General features: G+C 58.5%; 15 protein-coding genes. 5 read left to right on the top strand and 10 right to left on the bottom strand.

Annotated elements, in window-relative coordinates:
* Window positions 1-44: 44 nt before the first annotated feature.
* Window positions 45-1,121: a DUF1573 domain-containing protein gene (locus tag VNL17_14090; protein HXI85211.1), complete on the bottom strand. Its 1,077-nt coding sequence runs from the start codon at window positions 1,119-1,121 to the stop codon at window positions 45-47.
* Between the two features lie 307 nt (window positions 1,122-1,428).
* On the opposite strand from VNL17_14090, the gene VNL17_14085 reads away from it, so the two are divergent.
* Complete coding sequence (locus tag VNL17_14085; protein HXI85210.1) at window positions 1,429-3,384, top strand: choice-of-anchor tandem repeat GloVer-containing protein; 1,956 nt, start codon at window positions 1,429-1,431, stop codon at window positions 3,382-3,384.
* Between the two features lie 102 nt (window positions 3,385-3,486).
* Window positions 3,487-4,008, top strand: a complete 522-nt coding sequence (locus tag VNL17_14080) for an ankyrin repeat domain-containing protein (GenBank protein HXI85209.1) — start codon at window positions 3,487-3,489, stop codon at window positions 4,006-4,008.
* 24 nt (window positions 4,009-4,032) lie between these two features.
* Here the strand turns inward: VNL17_14080 and VNL17_14075 are convergent, their stop codons facing one another.
* Complete coding sequence (locus VNL17_14075) at window positions 4,033-6,180, bottom strand: MMPL family transporter (GenBank protein ID HXI85208.1); 2,148 nt, start codon at window positions 6,178-6,180, stop codon at window positions 4,033-4,035.
* 134 nt (window positions 6,181-6,314) lie between these two features.
* Window positions 6,315-7,976, bottom strand: coding sequence for a tetratricopeptide repeat protein (locus tag VNL17_14070; protein HXI85207.1), 1,662 nt, complete (start codon window positions 7,974-7,976; stop codon window positions 6,315-6,317).
* A 314-nt stretch (window positions 7,977-8,290) separates the two neighbouring features.
* Between VNL17_14070 and VNL17_14065 the strand changes: the two genes are divergently transcribed.
* Together VNL17_14065 and VNL17_14060 are read left to right on the top strand one after the other, a co-directional pair.
* Window positions 8,291-8,707 carry a TadE/TadG family type IV pilus assembly protein gene (locus VNL17_14065; GenBank protein ID HXI85206.1) on the top strand — a complete coding sequence of 139 codons (417 nt, stop codon included), beginning with the start codon at window positions 8,291-8,293 and terminating at the stop codon, window positions 8,705-8,707.
* A 24-nt stretch (window positions 8,708-8,731) separates the two neighbouring features.
* Window positions 8,732-9,694, top strand: a complete 963-nt coding sequence (locus tag VNL17_14060) for a TadG family pilus assembly protein (GenBank protein ID HXI85205.1) — start codon at window positions 8,732-8,734, stop codon at window positions 9,692-9,694.
* A 51-nt stretch (window positions 9,695-9,745) separates the two neighbouring features.
* Here VNL17_14060 and VNL17_14055 read toward each other — a convergent pair whose 3' ends face one another.
* The 4 genes from VNL17_14055 to VNL17_14040 are packed head-to-tail and all read right to left on the bottom strand — an operon-like array spanning window position 9,746 to window position 12,347.
* Window positions 9,746-11,176, bottom strand: coding sequence for a phosphoglucomutase/phosphomannomutase family protein (locus tag VNL17_14055; protein HXI85204.1), 1,431 nt, complete (start codon window positions 11,174-11,176; stop codon window positions 9,746-9,748).
* Window positions 11,157-11,828, bottom strand: coding sequence for a ribulose-phosphate 3-epimerase (gene rpe, locus VNL17_14050; GenBank protein ID HXI85203.1), 672 nt, complete (start codon window positions 11,826-11,828; stop codon window positions 11,157-11,159). Before rpe ends, VNL17_14055 begins: the two co-directional genes overlap by 20 nt.
* Window positions 11,825-12,214, bottom strand: a complete 390-nt coding sequence (locus tag VNL17_14045; protein ID HXI85202.1) for a VOC family protein — start codon at window positions 12,212-12,214, stop codon at window positions 11,825-11,827. Before VNL17_14045 ends, rpe begins: the two co-directional genes overlap by 4 nt.
* A gap of 7 nt (window positions 12,215-12,221) precedes the next feature.
* Entirely contained in the window at window positions 12,222-12,347 is a 126-nt protein-coding gene (locus VNL17_14040; protein ID HXI85201.1) for a hypothetical protein, read from the bottom strand.
* A 128-nt stretch (window positions 12,348-12,475) separates the two neighbouring features.
* On the opposite strand from VNL17_14040, the gene VNL17_14035 reads away from it, so the two are divergent.
* Window positions 12,476-13,255 carry a histidinol-phosphatase HisJ family protein gene (locus VNL17_14035; GenBank protein HXI85200.1) on the top strand — a complete coding sequence of 260 codons (780 nt, stop codon included), beginning with the start codon at window positions 12,476-12,478 and terminating at the stop codon, window positions 13,253-13,255.
* Window positions 13,256-13,285: 30 nt separating this feature from the next.
* On the opposite strand, the gene rplT is transcribed toward VNL17_14035, so the two are convergent.
* From rplT to infC, 3 genes are read right to left on the bottom strand one after another with little or no spacing between them, the layout of a single operon-like run.
* Window positions 13,286-13,630 carry a 50S ribosomal protein L20 gene (gene rplT / locus VNL17_14030; protein HXI85199.1) on the bottom strand — a complete coding sequence of 115 codons (345 nt, stop codon included), beginning with the start codon at window positions 13,628-13,630 and terminating at the stop codon, window positions 13,286-13,288.
* A gap of 46 nt (window positions 13,631-13,676) precedes the next feature.
* A complete protein-coding gene (gene rpmI, locus VNL17_14025) occupies window positions 13,677-13,892 on the bottom strand; it encodes a 50S ribosomal protein L35 (GenBank protein ID HXI85198.1) in 216 nt (71 codons plus the stop codon).
* Between the two features lie 22 nt (window positions 13,893-13,914).
* Window positions 13,915-14,472 carry a translation initiation factor IF-3 gene (gene infC / locus VNL17_14020; GenBank protein ID HXI85197.1) on the bottom strand — a complete coding sequence of 186 codons (558 nt, stop codon included), beginning with the start codon at window positions 14,470-14,472 and terminating at the stop codon, window positions 13,915-13,917.
* Window positions 14,473-14,636 lie beyond the last annotated feature (164 nt).

Here is a 14,636-nt window from a genome sequence, read left to right as displayed (position 1 = left end):
ACTCTATCACCCTTTCCCGCGTTTGGGTAGTCCCCTTCCCTACTTTACGGCAACTGTTTTGGAATAGAAATCGTCACAGGGATCACCACTTTCGGTTGGGACGTCATGTTCGTCTCGAAGACAATGGCGCCCTGCACAGATTTCTCTGGCATCTTCACAAGCCGCGCGACGACCACATACGTCTGGCCTGCATTTTTTGCGACCAGTTTGAGGCTCAAGTCCTTGACGTTCGTCGTCAGGTTCGTAATATCTAGGGGCTGACCTGCCGTGAGAGCCAAGACCTTGATCTCCCGCGTTGGCAGCGCCTCGGAATTCGTCGAGGAAGTGTCTCTGATTGGCCAGTACAGCATCACCGGATCCACGAGCACATCACCGAGTAGCCGCCCGTCGATGGTGATGGCCGCCACGGGCTGCGGGACGTCCTCAAGAGACAACTTTACACTCTCGCCAAATTGCCGCGGCGTTCCTTCGTTCTGGAGTTCAATGATGACCTTCGCGGACTCATCGTTGGAGCCTTCGACGGGTTCCACTCGTGTCCGCAAAAGCTTACTGCCGGATTCCGCCTTGGTGATGTTGAGGCTTTTGCCATCCACGCGGTGCACCAGCACCATCACATTCGTGATTGTTCCCTGCCGAACGTTCCCCAAGTGGATGTTCTGAGGCGAAATCTCAAGTACCTGTTTGACTTCGACTTTAATCGACAAACTCATTTTAGGTGCCTGCGGGTCGTTGGATGTGACGGTGATATGTTTCTCAAGCGCACCATGGGCGGCGCCGATACTGAGCTTGAAGACCAACTCGCCCTTTTCCCCCGGCTTGAGGACATCTGGTTTCACACTGGCTTTCTGTAACAGCTTCCCAATTTTGAGTTCTCCCGTGCCCGTGTTGTGGAACGTGAAGGTCCCGGTAAGGGATTCGACGAGCGACGTGATGCCGAAATCGTACACGGTCTTGTCGAACTGGATTTTTGGCGACGGGCCCGGCGGTTCTGCCGGGTTGTTTGTCGCCGGCACCGGTGACGGTGGTTGCGTGGATGCCGTCGGATTGTTCGTGGCGTCCCCTCGCGCGATGCCCATCGTCGCGATCACAACCAATGCTACCGCCAGGAATTCTCGCTTCATGGGGGCGTTAATCTCACCGTTTAGACGGCCATAGTATCACCCCCGACAGTGCTGACCAGACGATTCTGACGGATACACAAGGACGGTTTTACCGCAGGCGAATGTCGATTATGCGATCATGTGAGGGCTGGCTCCCTTATCCCTGCAATTTGCGGGCGTGCAGCCTTGACGTCGTTAGAATAAGCCTCGACATGCAGGGACTCTTTTGCAACAAACATTCTGCGCGGAGAGGCACAGGGTCGCGTTTGACTCTCCTCCTTCTGGTTCACGGAAATTAATTTGGGTGCGTTACAAAGGGCAAACCATCATGAAACGAGTCGCTCTTCTTGCTATCGTCGTTGGTCTGGGTCTATCGGTGGTCGCCGGTGATCTGCTCGCGGCGGTCACACTGACGACGCTGCATACCTTCACCGGCGCTGACGGAGATGCGCCCGTGGCCGGACTCGCGCTCGGCACCAATGGCAATTTCTACGGCACGACCGAGTTCGGTGGGATGGAAACGAATGGTTGCGTTGGGAGTTGTGGCACCTTGTTCGAGATCAGTTCGGACGGCGCGTTTACGTCGCTCCACTTGTTCAACTACGACGACGGGAGTGCCCCACGCGGCGGACTGGTGCAAGCCAGCGACGGCAATTTGTACGGCACGACCTTCGATGGCGGGGCCTGTGGCCTCGGCACCGCGTTCCGGATCACGGCGAGCGGCGTCCTGACGACAATTAGCCCACCTGATCCAGGCTCCTGCTGTGCTATTGGCAGCAATGCCAAACTGGTGCAGACCAGTGACGGCAATTTGTACGGCACGGGCGGTGCCGGGGTGTTCCAGATTGCCACGAACGGCGTGTGTACGGCGCTGAACGTCGAGCTTCCGGAGTCAACTCCGGCCGGGCTGATCCAGGGTAGCGACGGCAATCTCTACGGCACGACCCAGTTCGGCGGTACAAGCTCGAATTGCTCGAGCGGCTGCGGCACCGTTTTCAAGATGACCACCAATGGCGTACTCACGATCCTGCATTCGTTTGACGGGAGCGACGGCCAGCAACCGCTGGGCGACTTGGTCGAGGGCAACGACGGTAACTTCTACGGCACGACCTCCGGCAGCGTCTTGGGGGCGTTAAACTGCACCAACGGCTGCGGCACGGTCTTCCAGATCACCCCGGACGGCGTCTTCACGAATCTGCACGCATTCACCGGCCCCGAAGGAAAGCTGCCGAAGGCCGGGTTGGCACTGGGCAGTGATAGTAACTTCTACGGCACGGCCTCCAGCGGCGGGGCGTTCGGGGTCGGCACGGTGTTCCAAATCACCACCAACGGCGACCTGACGAAGCTGGTCTCGTTCAATGCTCTAAACGGGGGCGACCCGGTAGCGCGGCTGCTGCTAGGCCCTGACGGCGCGTTCTACGGTACGACGGAGGTGGGCGGCAGCGGGACGAACGCCTTGGGCACGGTGTTCAAGCTCACGATCTCAACCAATTCCTCAGTGACCATCAGTTGCGTCTTATCGCCGGCCCTGGCCACGAACACCGTCAACACCCCGAACACCGTTGTGGCGACTGTCACTTCCAACGGCGTCGCCAAATCCGGTCTGCATGTGAATTTCAGTGTGCTCGGCGCCAACGCCGGCCAGACCGGCAGCGCCACGACCAGCGCCGGTGGGTTGGGCACATTCACGTACACCGGCACCATCGCCGGCACCGACGCCATCCGCGCGATTGCCGGCGGCGCGACCGGCACCGCCACGAAAGTCTGGATCGCAGCGGTCGCCACCCACGACCTCGAGGTCACCAAACTCAAGGCACCCAAGAAGATCACGCTCAGCGCCACGAAACCCAACATCACTGGCAAGTTCGCCGTCACCATCCAAAACAACGGCGACGCTACCGAAGTCATCCCGGATCTTGGCACCCTGGCCAATCTCGTAACGCTCAATATCCAATCGCTTGGGGCCTGCACCAACCCGGTCGCAATGTTGACCACGCCGAAGTTTGTTTTTCCGTTCCAACTCGCACCGAAAAAGAAACTCAACCTCGCCTACACCACGATCTTCTCTTGCGCCAACAATCCGCTAGCCACAACCAAGACTGCGACGAACAACGACTACCAGACAACTGCGGTTGTCGATCTGAGCGCACTTAGTGAAACGGACAGCACGTCCTCGAACGACCTCTGTCCGCGTCCGCCCAGCGGCAGCGATCCCGGCTGTGGCAACAAGACTCTCGCTGGGACGCTTGGCGGGGATGTACTAATTGATGTGGTGGTGAAATAGAGACATCGCGCTGCCGCAAGCCTCGTAGCCATCCACGATAATTCTTGCCAGCCAATGACCGAAGTTGGTATCCAGTTAGACCTGCTGTCGGAGGGGACGTTTATGGATACGCTTCACGTCGACGCGACCATACCAGAAATCACCATCACGCCCAGGGACATCCTGTTTGAATGCCCCAATTGCAGCAAGAGCATGGTGATCGACGAGTCCGCCGTGGGGAAGATTGTGGATTGTCCGCGGTGTCCAACGCAGGTGATCGTTCCCTCCAGACCAGCTCCTCCTGCAGAAACGGAGCGACGAGAAAGCGCTACCGCTGCTCTGCTTCTTGCGGTGCAACACGGCGACTCGAGTTCGCTGAATGTGGCCCTTGCCCAGGGTGCGGACGTAAATGCCGTCGCTCCCGACGGAATGACCGCCCTGATGCTCGCTGTACAACAGGACCGTGCGGACTTCGTCAAGGCCTTGATCGGCCATGGCGCAAACCTCGAAGCGAAAGGCCCCAGCGGTCGAACCGCGCTCATGCTCGCCCAGCAGGCCGGCCAATTTCATCTCGTCCGTTTGTTCTGGAAAGCCGACACCAGGCCCGCCTATCGATTCTTCGGCCGACGCAGACGTCGTCCATGAACGAACACGCGTGGGAGCGATCGCTTACCTGGTGGCTACGGTTTTCCAGTGGGCGCCGCTGAGAAGCGGCAAGACCAGCAGGGTGGCCATGATGTCAATCAGCGTGCCAAAAATCACCACCAGCCCAAACCGTTGAGTCGGCGGGAAATTCGACAGGGTAAAAATCGCGAAGCCGGTGGCGATGATGGTCGCCGAGCCGGCGACGGCGCGCCATTGTTCGTCGCGGGCCGCCACCCACACCTTCCAGGAGTCCTTTTCCAAGCGACGATTGCGGCGAACGGCAAACACCAGATGGATCATGGAGTCCACGGCCATGCCGATGCAAACATTGGCGGCAGGAGCCGAAATGATGTCCACCGGCACCTTCAAAAACCCGGCGGCTCCCAGCATGCAAAAGCGGCACAAGCTCAAGCTGATAATCATGGCCACCGCGGTGCGAAACGATCTCGTGATGATGAGAGCGACGACCAGAAACACCGCAAACAACCATCCAAGGCCCTCCAGCATGCTGGCGGAAACCAACCTTGCCAGGTCTCCTTGGAGCTGATAGACGCCGCCGACGAGGACCGGTTCGAAGCCCTGCTGGCGGACGATGGAACGGAGGTCGTCCACGATCTCGGCCCGGTATTGTTGCCGTCCGGATTCAACCATGCGCAGAAGGAACACCGCCTGCGTGTGGTCTTCGTTGATAAAGCTGGCGGCCACCCGGCCGTGCTCAGGCTTTTCCATGATGCGAAGAAGATTTTCCCAGGTCAGCAGAAAAGCCAACGGCGCCCGATTCCCTTCCGCCATGAGGACCGGCAGCGAAACGACCGTGCCGACCGCCGGTTGGTTTTCCAACGCCCCCTGGAGTTGCCACATTTTTTCATAGGCGTCGCTCGTGTTTAATTTACGGCCATCCGTAGTCGCAACGACCAGTTCGAGCGGGCTGCTGCCGCCATTGCGATCCACGTATTCCAGCCCGTCCCGCAAGGGTTGATGGGGTTTGAAATAATCCAACAGGCTTGGATCCGTGTTCAATTTGCGCAGACCAAAAGCCAGGCTGACCGTCACGATCAGCAAGAGAGCTACCGGCAGGATGAACCGGCGATCCCCGAACGGCGAGTAGCGTTTGGTTTTGGTTACCCGATCGTCTGGCGGAACCGCCCAGCGCAAGAAGAATGGATAGATGGTGTAGGCGCAGAGGAAGGCGGCAATCGTGCCAATCGTTCCCCCGAGGCCCAGTTCGCGCAACGGTTTGGCCTGCACCAGCAACAGCGTGGCAAAACCCAGTGACGTGCAGACCATGCACCAGAAGGAGGGAGGAAGCGTCACCCCGTACGCAGCCGCGGCCAGTTGGCGCGGCGCCGTGTCGCGCCGGTGGGCAAGGTTGCGCCAATTCGACGTCATATACACGAGATGGGAAAAAGTCAGCACGAAGACAATGGTGCTGAGATTGGCGGTCAGGATGCCGATTTTCATCCCCAAGAGGGCCTGGACGAGCAGCGAGACCATGATCGCGCTGATGCAGGTCGCCAGCATGCCGACCAGAATCCGCACCGACCGGAATATCGGCAGCATGGCCCCGCCAAAGAGAATGACCGCGGTGGCGCTGAACCATGCAAAATCGTGTACCAGGTTGCGTTGAATCATGGCCACGACATAGGGCGCTCCCGCGATGCGGATGACAAAGTCCTTCTCGTCAAACTCCTTGACGATGTCCTCCACCCGACGGATGAGCTTCGAAGCCTCCTTTCCTTCGATCAGCACGATCAAATTGGAGGATCGTTGGTTGCCGGCAATCAACAGGCGCCGCCATAGCGGGCTTGCCATCGCATCGGAAAAACTTTTGGGCCCCTCAGCCAGGCTCCGTACACCCACTATCTGGTTGATCGCCTTGATCTTTTCCGTCAGCTGTCCGATTCGCTCAAGGTAATGCTCGGAAGAAATATCGGGCGACGAAACACTGATGATGAGTTGTGACCGGTTGGGAAAACTCGCTTCGATCTTTTTGGTCTGTTGAAATTGCGGGTCCTTTACCGAAAAGAAAAAGTCCTCATCCACGTGCGGGGTCAAATCAACCAAAACCACGACCAACCCGATTAGGGCAGCCGTAAGGGCCAGCAGGAGCCAGTGCATCCAGGAAGGCGCTGCCGTGAGGATGTTTGAAACCCTGGCACGGATCGCGGTCATCTCTTCAATATACGTTACGAAGGGGCAGCCGCACAAATGCGGTCAGTTCAATTGTCGTTAGCCTGCCGTTGCGTCATCATGAAAAAGCAGACTGACCCCGTCGTTATCACGAATTCGCGATACTGGCCCGCGCGTTATCTCGGTCTTGCAGGGGTGGACAATGGCTGTGGTGTTTCACGGCTCAGCTCTTGGGCGAGTTGATCGGCTTTGACGGGATCGATCTTTTTCATTTCGCGAGCGGCATCGCCGGCTTTGCCGGTCTGATGGAGCTTCAGGTAGGCCCTGACCAGGCCGCCCCAGGCTTCGGCGTAGTTGGGCTTGAGCTTGAGTGCTTGCTGGAAGAAGAGGACGGCCTCGTCGTGGTCGCCTTGCTGCTCCGAGACGACGCCGAGATTGAACCATGCCTCCGGAAAATCGGGCCTATGTTTCAATGCCAGCCGATAGGCGTTGATGGCCTCGGGGTACCGACCCTGACTTGCGTAGGCTGCGCCGAGCTTGAAATGGGCGTCGGCAAAATCCGGCTTCAATTCGACCGCTTTTCGGTACGCGGCTATCGCGTCCGCCGGATGCCCCTCCCCCGCGTACGCGCCGCCCAAATTCTCCCACGCCTGGGGGTCGCGCGGGGTCAGTTTGACCAACTGCTGAAACACGTCAGCCGCTTCCGGCATGTTGCCTGCCCTGGTGTAAGCCCATCCGAGGTTGTACCACGCATCGACGTAATCCGGCTTGAGCTTGATCGCTTCCTGGAACGCGGTTGCGGCATTGGAAAAAAAGCCCAGCTTCGCGTAGGCCTCGCCGAGAATATATTGGACCACGCCACTGTTGGGATAACGGTCCGCCAGGACCTTGGCGGTCTTGAGCAGTTCCGTGTAATTCTTCGCGTCCTCCGCCGCGCCGGCCACCGCGTAATCCGGATCGGACAATACATATACGTCTGCGCTACGCCCAAATTGCCGCAGCGGCCCACCCGAACCAAACGGCCATCGCTCGAACCACCACGCGCCGGCGCCGCCCACCAGCACCACCAACAACAGTCCAGCCACGCGATGTGGCCAATTTCCCCAGCGAGTGGGCGCAACCGGCGCCTCCTCGGCGGCTGTGGCAGGCTCCGTAGCAGTGACAAGCCCGGGAGCTGCAATCGGGGTAACCTTGACGGGCGCCTCCGACCGCGCTTCTTTGGGAGGTGTGCCCAGGAGGTTGGTCGCAGTCGGATTGGCCCGGAGCGCGTCGGCAAATTCCGGGAACTCCGCGAGTTGTTTCCAGTTCCGGCGCGCCTCGGCCGGCACCCACGTCTGCTCATTGGCGAACCCTTGCGAGATCCACTTCTGCAGTTGCGTGGCATTGACCGGCCCGTAGGTGCGCCCGTCAGCGCCCACGATTCGGTATTCCAACTCTTTCGCGGGAGGCTCGATTGGCCGCGACCGTCCCAAGGGCAAGGCCGTCTGGGGCGAGTATATTTTCGGTTCAGCCGGCGGTTGTCCCGGCTCCTCGTACCACATCTCGACCTCGCCAAAGAGCAGCGTGTCGCCATGGCGCAAGTCCTCCCCGGTTATGCGGACGCCGTTGATGAACGTCCCGTTCGTGGAGATCAGGTCGCGAACCTTGTAATGCGAGCCGGTGCGGATCAGGACGGCGTGGTGCAGAGAAACCGTGATGTGATCAAGACGGATCAGGTTGTCGTCCTCGCGTCCGACGTTGACGCGGTCCTGCGTCAGTTCGAACACGCGACGCGACATTGTACCCGAGGCAAGATGAAGCCTGCCTATGACGGTCGTTGTAGAGTCAACCCTTACCATTTCGGTCATCCGATTCTACAAGGTAGTGTGCCTTGAACGACCCAAACTTGCAAGCCGCGACCGCCCGTATCATCTCATGATTCTCGCCTTTGAGAGAGCGTTGCAATTGTTGAACTTGCGCGATGGGAGGCTGCCCACCCGCCTGTCTGTGAGTCTCCACCGATGCCGTCTCGTCGGGCTCTGTCCCCGTTCTGGTTGTGGTAGTTGCGTCGCTTTGACGGCGGTTGGCCCTGATCGTGCTGAAAAACGGCGAGAAACACGGCCTGCGGTGTGGATAGGTACGCCGCATGCTACTTACTGCCATGGAGAATATTATGAATCATGAATTGAGTCACTGGATAAGCAAATCATACCGAAAACAGTCGGGGCAGTCGTTGGTGGAATTCGCGCTGGTCTTGCCCATCCTGGCGCTGCTGCTATTTGGAATAATCCAGTACGGGTTTATTTTTTCAGCAATGCTCACGGTGCGTAACGCTTCGGCGGTCGGAGCCCGATACGCCGTTGTTGGATCCCCGTCGGGCAGTAACGTCCAGGCAGTTGCAACGGGTGCTGTGGCTCCCATGTTGAATGCGGGCAGTGCGACGGCGAGCGTCACTCCAACGAACCTGGCAGGGAACACCGCAACAAGCGTAACGGTCACTTACAACTTGCCCTTGATTATCCCGTTTGTTGTTCCCGGTAAAACTGCCGGAGGTTCGTTGACACTGAGCGCGACGACGGTCATGCGCTAGTCGATGGCGGGGACGGAGGAGCTTATGAGCAAACGAGTACGAAGAATCCCGCGTCAGGAGTCGCGAGGCAAAAACGGTTCGACCCTCGTGCTGGTCACGGTTTCCATGGTGGCCCTGTTTGGGTTCACGGCGCTTAGCATCGACGTGGCGCGCGCGTATAAGGAAAAGCGCCATGAGCAGTTCGGCACGGATGCGGGCGCTTTTGCAGCCGTCGTCATGCTCAATACGAATTTGGCGGCGAGTACCGCAGCGAACAATGCCAGCTTGGAAGCGGCCAATGTAGCAGGCGCCAACGGCGTCACCTCGTCTGAGATTACGAGCGGAGGGGGGATACAGGTCGGAAGATGGGCGAACGGTCAGTTTTTCCCGAATCAAACGACCAACGGCGTTTACACCGCGGTGCGCGTGCAGGCGAAGCGAAACGTTGGCATGCAGTTCGCAAAAGTCGTCGGCCTCAGTTCCATGAGTCCAACGGTTCACTCAACCGCTGATCTGGAGGGGGCCGGTCGGGTGGCGAATGCGGTTCCCTTCGGGGTGTCCGTGGATCAGGTGACCAATCACACCTATGGTGACACCATGCTTTTGAACGATATTACTATAGGAAGTGGCAAACAGGGTAAAGTCTACCTTGCTGCTTATCAGGACACGCCAGCTTGGTATGTCGCCATGACCGGTTCGTCTGGTTGCGGCTGCGAGACGTCAGTAGGAACGATTCCGACCAAATCAGGCAACGGACAAGTGGATCAGGCGTTTAATGCACTCGGTGCCGGGGCCATCTTGGTTATGCCGGTAGTTGACCAGTTCTCTTTCAGCGGAAACAGCGGGCAAGCCGACATACTAGGATTTGTGATCGTCAAACTGCTCAACTCTAGTGGGACCGGAAACAACTGGAGTGCGAACGTTCAATTCCTGGCTACAGTCATAGGAGACGGTGGCGGCGGTAATTGTCCCCCGCCCTGCGCCCAAACCAGGCTGATCGTTCAGTAGAAATCGGGCCGATATCCGCGGCCTGCCCGACAACCGGAAGAAGGATTCAGCCTACGTCTTCGCCATCTTCAGCGCGAGGCTCTTGCCGTGTTCCAGCAACCTTTTCATGCGCACGGCGGTCGACGCTTCGCTGTAAATGCGGATGATCGGCTCGGTGCCGGAAGTGCGAAACATCAGCCAGGAATCGTCCTGCGCGATGTACTTCACGCCATCGAAGTCCTTCATCTGGGCCAATGGCACTCCGAGCAACTCCTTCGGGGGCTGGCTCCGCAACGACTCGATGAACTTCTCGCGTTTCTCCAGCGGGAAGCGCATGTCAATGCGGTCATAGGAGCTGGCGCCAAATTCCTTTTGCAGTTCCCGCGCGATCCGCGTGAGGGGTTTGCCGGTCATCGTCAGCATCTCCAGCAACATCAGGTTGGCCAGCATGCCGTCGCGCTCGGGAATGTGGCCCTGGAATCCAATTCCGCCGCTTTCCTCGCCGCCAATCAGCACGTCTCTTTCGCGCATCTGCTGACAGATGTATTTGAAGCCCACCGGCACTTCCGCCAGTTTCAAACTGTGCGCGCGACAGATGCGATCAATGAGCACCGTACTATTGGCTGACTTCACCACCACACCGGTCTTCTGTCCGCGATTGCGAATCAGGTGCAGCAACAGCATGGCGAACACGAGCTGAATGGATTCGTACTGCCCCTTGTCGTTCACGATACCGAGACGGTCCGCATCGCCGTCGGTCGCCAACCCGATCTGGGCGCGCGTCTTTTTCACCGCGTCGCATAGCGCGCCGAGATTCTTGCCAATCGGCTCGGGGTTGATGCCGCCGAACAGCGGGTCGCGGTTCGCCCGGATTGTCTGCACGCGGCAGGCTGACTTCGCCAGGATCGTCTCCAACTCGGTGCCACCGCAGCCGTACATCGAGTCCACGGCAATCCGGAGTCGGGTACCACGGATCTTTTTTAGGTTGATGATTTTCTTTACCGCGGCCACGTGCGCCGCGCGAGGATCGTAGATTTCAATACTCCCGTTTTTGATGCCTTCGTCGAAGTTGAGCGCCCGGACGGGTGACTGGTCCACGCGTCCTTCCACTTGCGCGCAAGTCTCCGGATCGGCGGGCCCGGCGTAGTGGGCCTTGAGCTTGTAGCCATTGAATTGCGGCGGGTTGTGACTGGCTGTGATCATGACGGCCCCACAAAGCGTCCGGTCGCGCACGGCGAACGACACTGCCGGTGTCGGCACGGCCAACGGCGGATAGAGCGCCTTGATCCCGTTCGCCGCCAGAACCTCGCACACCAGTTTCGCGTAGGTCTCCGACAGGAACCGGTTGTCGTATCCGACAATCGCAGCCTTCTGCGTGCCCACGAGGGAATTCCAGTAGTCGGCGGTTGCCTGGGCCACGCGCCGCACGTTCTCAAACGTGAAATCCTCGGCAATCACTCCCCGCCAGCCGTCCGTTCCGAATTTAATCTTGGTCAAGTGCATGCGTTTTCAGCTCCGCGATGGCTTCAGCCAGGTTCAGTGTCTTGTGTCGAAATAACGAGTTTCCGGCCACCAGGATGTTCGCCCCGGCCTCGACACATTGGCGACTTGTTTCCGGATTGATCCCGCCGTCGACGATGATCGGTAAATTTGGCGCCGCCCCCCGCAACACGCGGATCTTCGGCAACATTTCAGGCAGGAACGCCTGACCGCCAAAGCCCGGATGCACCGTCATGACCAGCAGTTCGCCGATTTTATCGAGATATGGCAACGCTTTCTCTGCCGGCGTTTCGGGATTGATGGCCAATCCCGCAATCTTCTTAAGGCGCCAAATCCGAGCCAGCGTCTCCGCGACATCATGCCGCGCCTCCAAATGCACGATCAGGCTGTTGGCACCGGCGTCCGCGAAACGGTCGATATACTTGTCAGGTTGATCGATCATTAGGTGCACGTCCAGCGGCAGCTTCGTGGCTTTGCGGAACGCGGCGATCGTGTCCGGGCCAAACGTGATGTTTGGCACAAAGTGACCGTCCATCACGTCGCAGTGCAGCCAATCTCCCCCACCCTGCTCCACGCGCTGTGCGTCCCGCGCGAAATTGCCAAAATCACCGGCGAGAATCGAGGGTGCGACGATGATCTTTCGCGGTGCCGTCACTTGGTGGCCCGTTGGATAAGCTCAATTTCGTAACCTTCCGGCGCGTCAACGAAAGCGAACACCGTATCCGGCGGTGATCCCACCGGCCCATCGGACAACTTTACGCCTTTCGCCTCGAGCTGCTTCGCAAAGGCTGTCAGGTCATCGACTTCAAACGCGAGGTGCGTGAGATCCGTGGGCACATGGACCGGTCCGCTCGCCGGGTAGCAACACAGCTCGATTTCCTCTTCACTCCCGGGCGCCTTCATGAAAACCAATTCCGAGCCGCGCGGTGACTTGTGTCGGCCGGTCTCTTGAAGACCGAGCACGTCCCGATAGAACGCGACCGTTTTCTCCAGATCGTTCACGCGATAACGGGTGTGCAGCAGTTTGCTGATCTTCGCCATATTCTCCTCAGTGGCCATGCTGGTTCCGGAACGGCCCTTCCGAGCCGTATTTCTGATCATACCAGTAAGCGGCCCCAACCAACAACAGGATGGCGGCAAAAAACAGCGCAAATGGAAGCAGCACTTTCCTCATGGCGTTTGAATGTAGTGAAAACCTGCCCGGAGGGCAAGCCACGAGCAGGATCATCCTTTGGCGTGCGTCCCCCGGTGTCGCCACTTAGACTCTTGCACTGGCGGACAAAAACATTAGACTTCACTCCTGTGCTCATCGATTACCACATGCACACGGAATTGACCGATGGGACGGGACGACCCGCCGACTATGCCCGTGTCGCCGTCGAGCGCGGCCTCGACGAAATCGGCTGCTCAGATCACGCGCCGCTGGCCGACCGCGAGACGGATTGGACCATGAAGAAGTCGGACCTGGAAATCTACGTGAAGTGGGTGCGCGAGGCCCAGGCGAAATTCCCGCAGTTACCCATCAAGCTTGGGCTCGAGGTGGACTTCTTACCGGGTTGTGAGGACTGGGTGCGGGAGTTGGCGGCGATGTACCCGTGGGATTTCTTCCTCGGGAGTGTCCATTACCTCGGTGAGTTTCCCGTCGACCGTAGCGCCAAGGACTGGGAAACAGAAGACGTGGAAGCGCGCTGGCGGGAGTATTTCGAACTCTGGAAAAAGGCGGCGCGAAGCCGGTTGTTCGATTCTCTCTCCCACCCCGATCTACCGAAGAAGTTCAACTTCCGCCCCAAGAGCGACTTCACGGCAGTCTATGAGGAAGCGTTGCGCGCCGCCGCGGAATCGGATATGGCGATTGAAGTCAGCACCGCCGGCCTGCGCAAACCGTGCCGGGAAATTTATCCAAGCGAACCGTTCCTGAGAATCGCCCGCCGTCTGAACGTCCCGATCACAATGGGTAGCGACGCGCACATCCCGCAAGACGTGGGTGCGGATTACGGCAAGGCCATTGGCCTGGCACGTTCGTGCGGTTACGACAGGATTTGCCGATTCACCTTGCGAAAGCGCGAACTGGTCAAACTGTAATCGCGTCCCTACTCTGCCAAACGCGCGTATCTATTTCGTCGCCGCGAGCACGGCGTCAAACGCCTTGGGATCGTTTGTCGCGAGCTCGGCCAGGATCTTGCGGTCGAGCGCAATGTTGGCCTTCTTGAGCGCGGCGATGAACCGGCTATAGTTGATGCCCTGTGCGCGACAGGCGGCGTTGATGCGCACGGTCCAGACCGAGCGGTAATCCGCTTTCTTGTCCTTGCGGTGGGCGAAACTATAAGTCAGGCCGTGCCAGACGGCGTTCTTCGCATAACGGAACTTCTTGCTGCGCCAGCCGCGATAACCGGCGGCGGCCTTGATCATCCGCTTGCGGCGGCGCTGGCTGGCTGGGGCATTAGTGGCTCTTGGCATGGTGAACTCCTGGGATTTTCAAATTATCGATTTCAGGACGGTATCATTAACCGCGATGGCTGAACGGCATCACATCGGTGATATGGTGCTTGTGGGTTTCGCTAACCGCTTTGGTCTGGCCAAGGCGGCGCTTGTGCTTTGAAGACTTGTGCGCGTTCAAATGCCTCTTGCCTGCACCGTAGCGCATCACTTTGCCGGTCGCCGTGATCTTGAATCGCTTGGCGGCGGCTTTCTTTGTCTTGGCTGATTTCCAACGTGGCATATGCCGTTTCCTTCCAAAATTTCTACGCTTCGTCCTCTTCTTTGGGCTTTGGCCCATCCGTCTTTTTCACGCCGCGAACTGGCGAGACCATCATCGTGATACTGCGCCCCATCAGCTTTGGCATCACTTCGGGACGACTGCAGTTTTGCAGGTCTTCGATAATTTTCTGCATCAATTTATTGCCATATTCGGGATGGGCGTTTTCGCGACCCCGCAACATCATCGTCACTTTCACCTTCATCCCGTCACCGAGAAAATCCCGCATGTGATTGAGCTTCGTCTCGTAATCGTGCGGATCGATGTTCAACCGAATCTTGATTTCCTTCAGCTTGGTCGCGTGATGGTGTTTGCGCGCTTCGCGATCCCGCTTCTCCTGCTCGTACTTATACTTACCGAAATCGACGATGCGACAGACTGGCGGCGTCGCGTTCGGCGCGACCTCCACCAAATCATATCCCCGCTGCATGGCTGCCGCCAGCGCCTGGCTGGTGGGCAGAACCCCGAGTTGCTTTCCGTCTGAGTCGATTACCCGCACTTCTCGCGCGCGAATCTTCTGATTAACACGAACAAATTGTTGAATTGCTCCGACCTCCTGTTGGCCCTCAGCGGGTTAGCTTGGTTGAATGACTTGGCTCACAATTGTTTATACAAACGCCCCTACGCTATCGTCGGCTTTGGCCCGAACCGTACACGCGGCGCGAATGGCCCATTCTTCTAAGGCTTTTCTCCCATCAATGCAACTGT

This window comes from Verrucomicrobiia bacterium (assembly GCA_035577545.1).
GTDB lineage: Bacteria > Verrucomicrobiota > Verrucomicrobiia > Palsa-1439 > Palsa-1439 > Palsa-1439.
The sequence above is the reverse complement of the archived record's forward strand: the minus strand, read 5'-3'. Positions and strand labels throughout refer to the sequence as shown.

Excerpts from the sequence above, each read along its gene's own strand:
- VNL17_14045 (HXI85202.1), bottom strand. The coding sequence starts at position 12,214 with ATGGCGAAGATCAGCAAACTGCTGCACACCCGTTATCGCGTGAACGAT.
- rpmI (HXI85198.1), bottom strand. The coding sequence starts at position 13,892 with ATGCCACGTTGGAAATCAGCCAAGACAAAGAAAGCCGCCGCCAAGCGA.
- VNL17_14055 (HXI85204.1), bottom strand. The coding sequence starts at position 11,176 with ATGCACTTGACCAAGATTAAATTCGGAACGGACGGCTGGCGGGGAGTG.
- VNL17_14080 (HXI85209.1), top strand. The coding sequence starts at position 3,487 with ATGGATACGCTTCACGTCGACGCGACCATACCAGAAATCACCATCACG.
- rplT (HXI85199.1), bottom strand. The coding sequence starts at position 13,630 with ATGCCAAGAGCCACTAATGCCCCAGCCAGCCAGCGCCGCCGCAAGCGG.
- VNL17_14085 (HXI85210.1), top strand. The coding sequence starts at position 1,429 with ATGAAACGAGTCGCTCTTCTTGCTATCGTCGTTGGTCTGGGTCTATCG.
- VNL17_14075 (HXI85208.1), bottom strand. The coding sequence starts at position 6,180 with ATGACCGCGATCCGTGCCAGGGTTTCAAACATCCTCACGGCAGCGCCT.
- VNL17_14060 (HXI85205.1), top strand. The coding sequence starts at position 8,732 with ATGAGCAAACGAGTACGAAGAATCCCGCGTCAGGAGTCGCGAGGCAAA.
- VNL17_14070 (HXI85207.1), bottom strand. The coding sequence starts at position 7,976 with ATGGTAAGGGTTGACTCTACAACGACCGTCATAGGCAGGCTTCATCTT.
- VNL17_14065 (HXI85206.1), top strand. The coding sequence starts at position 8,291 with ATGAATCATGAATTGAGTCACTGGATAAGCAAATCATACCGAAAACAG.
- VNL17_14040 (HXI85201.1), bottom strand. The coding sequence starts at position 12,347 with ATGAGGAAAGTGCTGCTTCCATTTGCGCTGTTTTTTGCCGCCATCCTG.
- VNL17_14090 (HXI85211.1), bottom strand. The coding sequence starts at position 1,121 with ATGAAGCGAGAATTCCTGGCGGTAGCATTGGTTGTGATCGCGACGATG.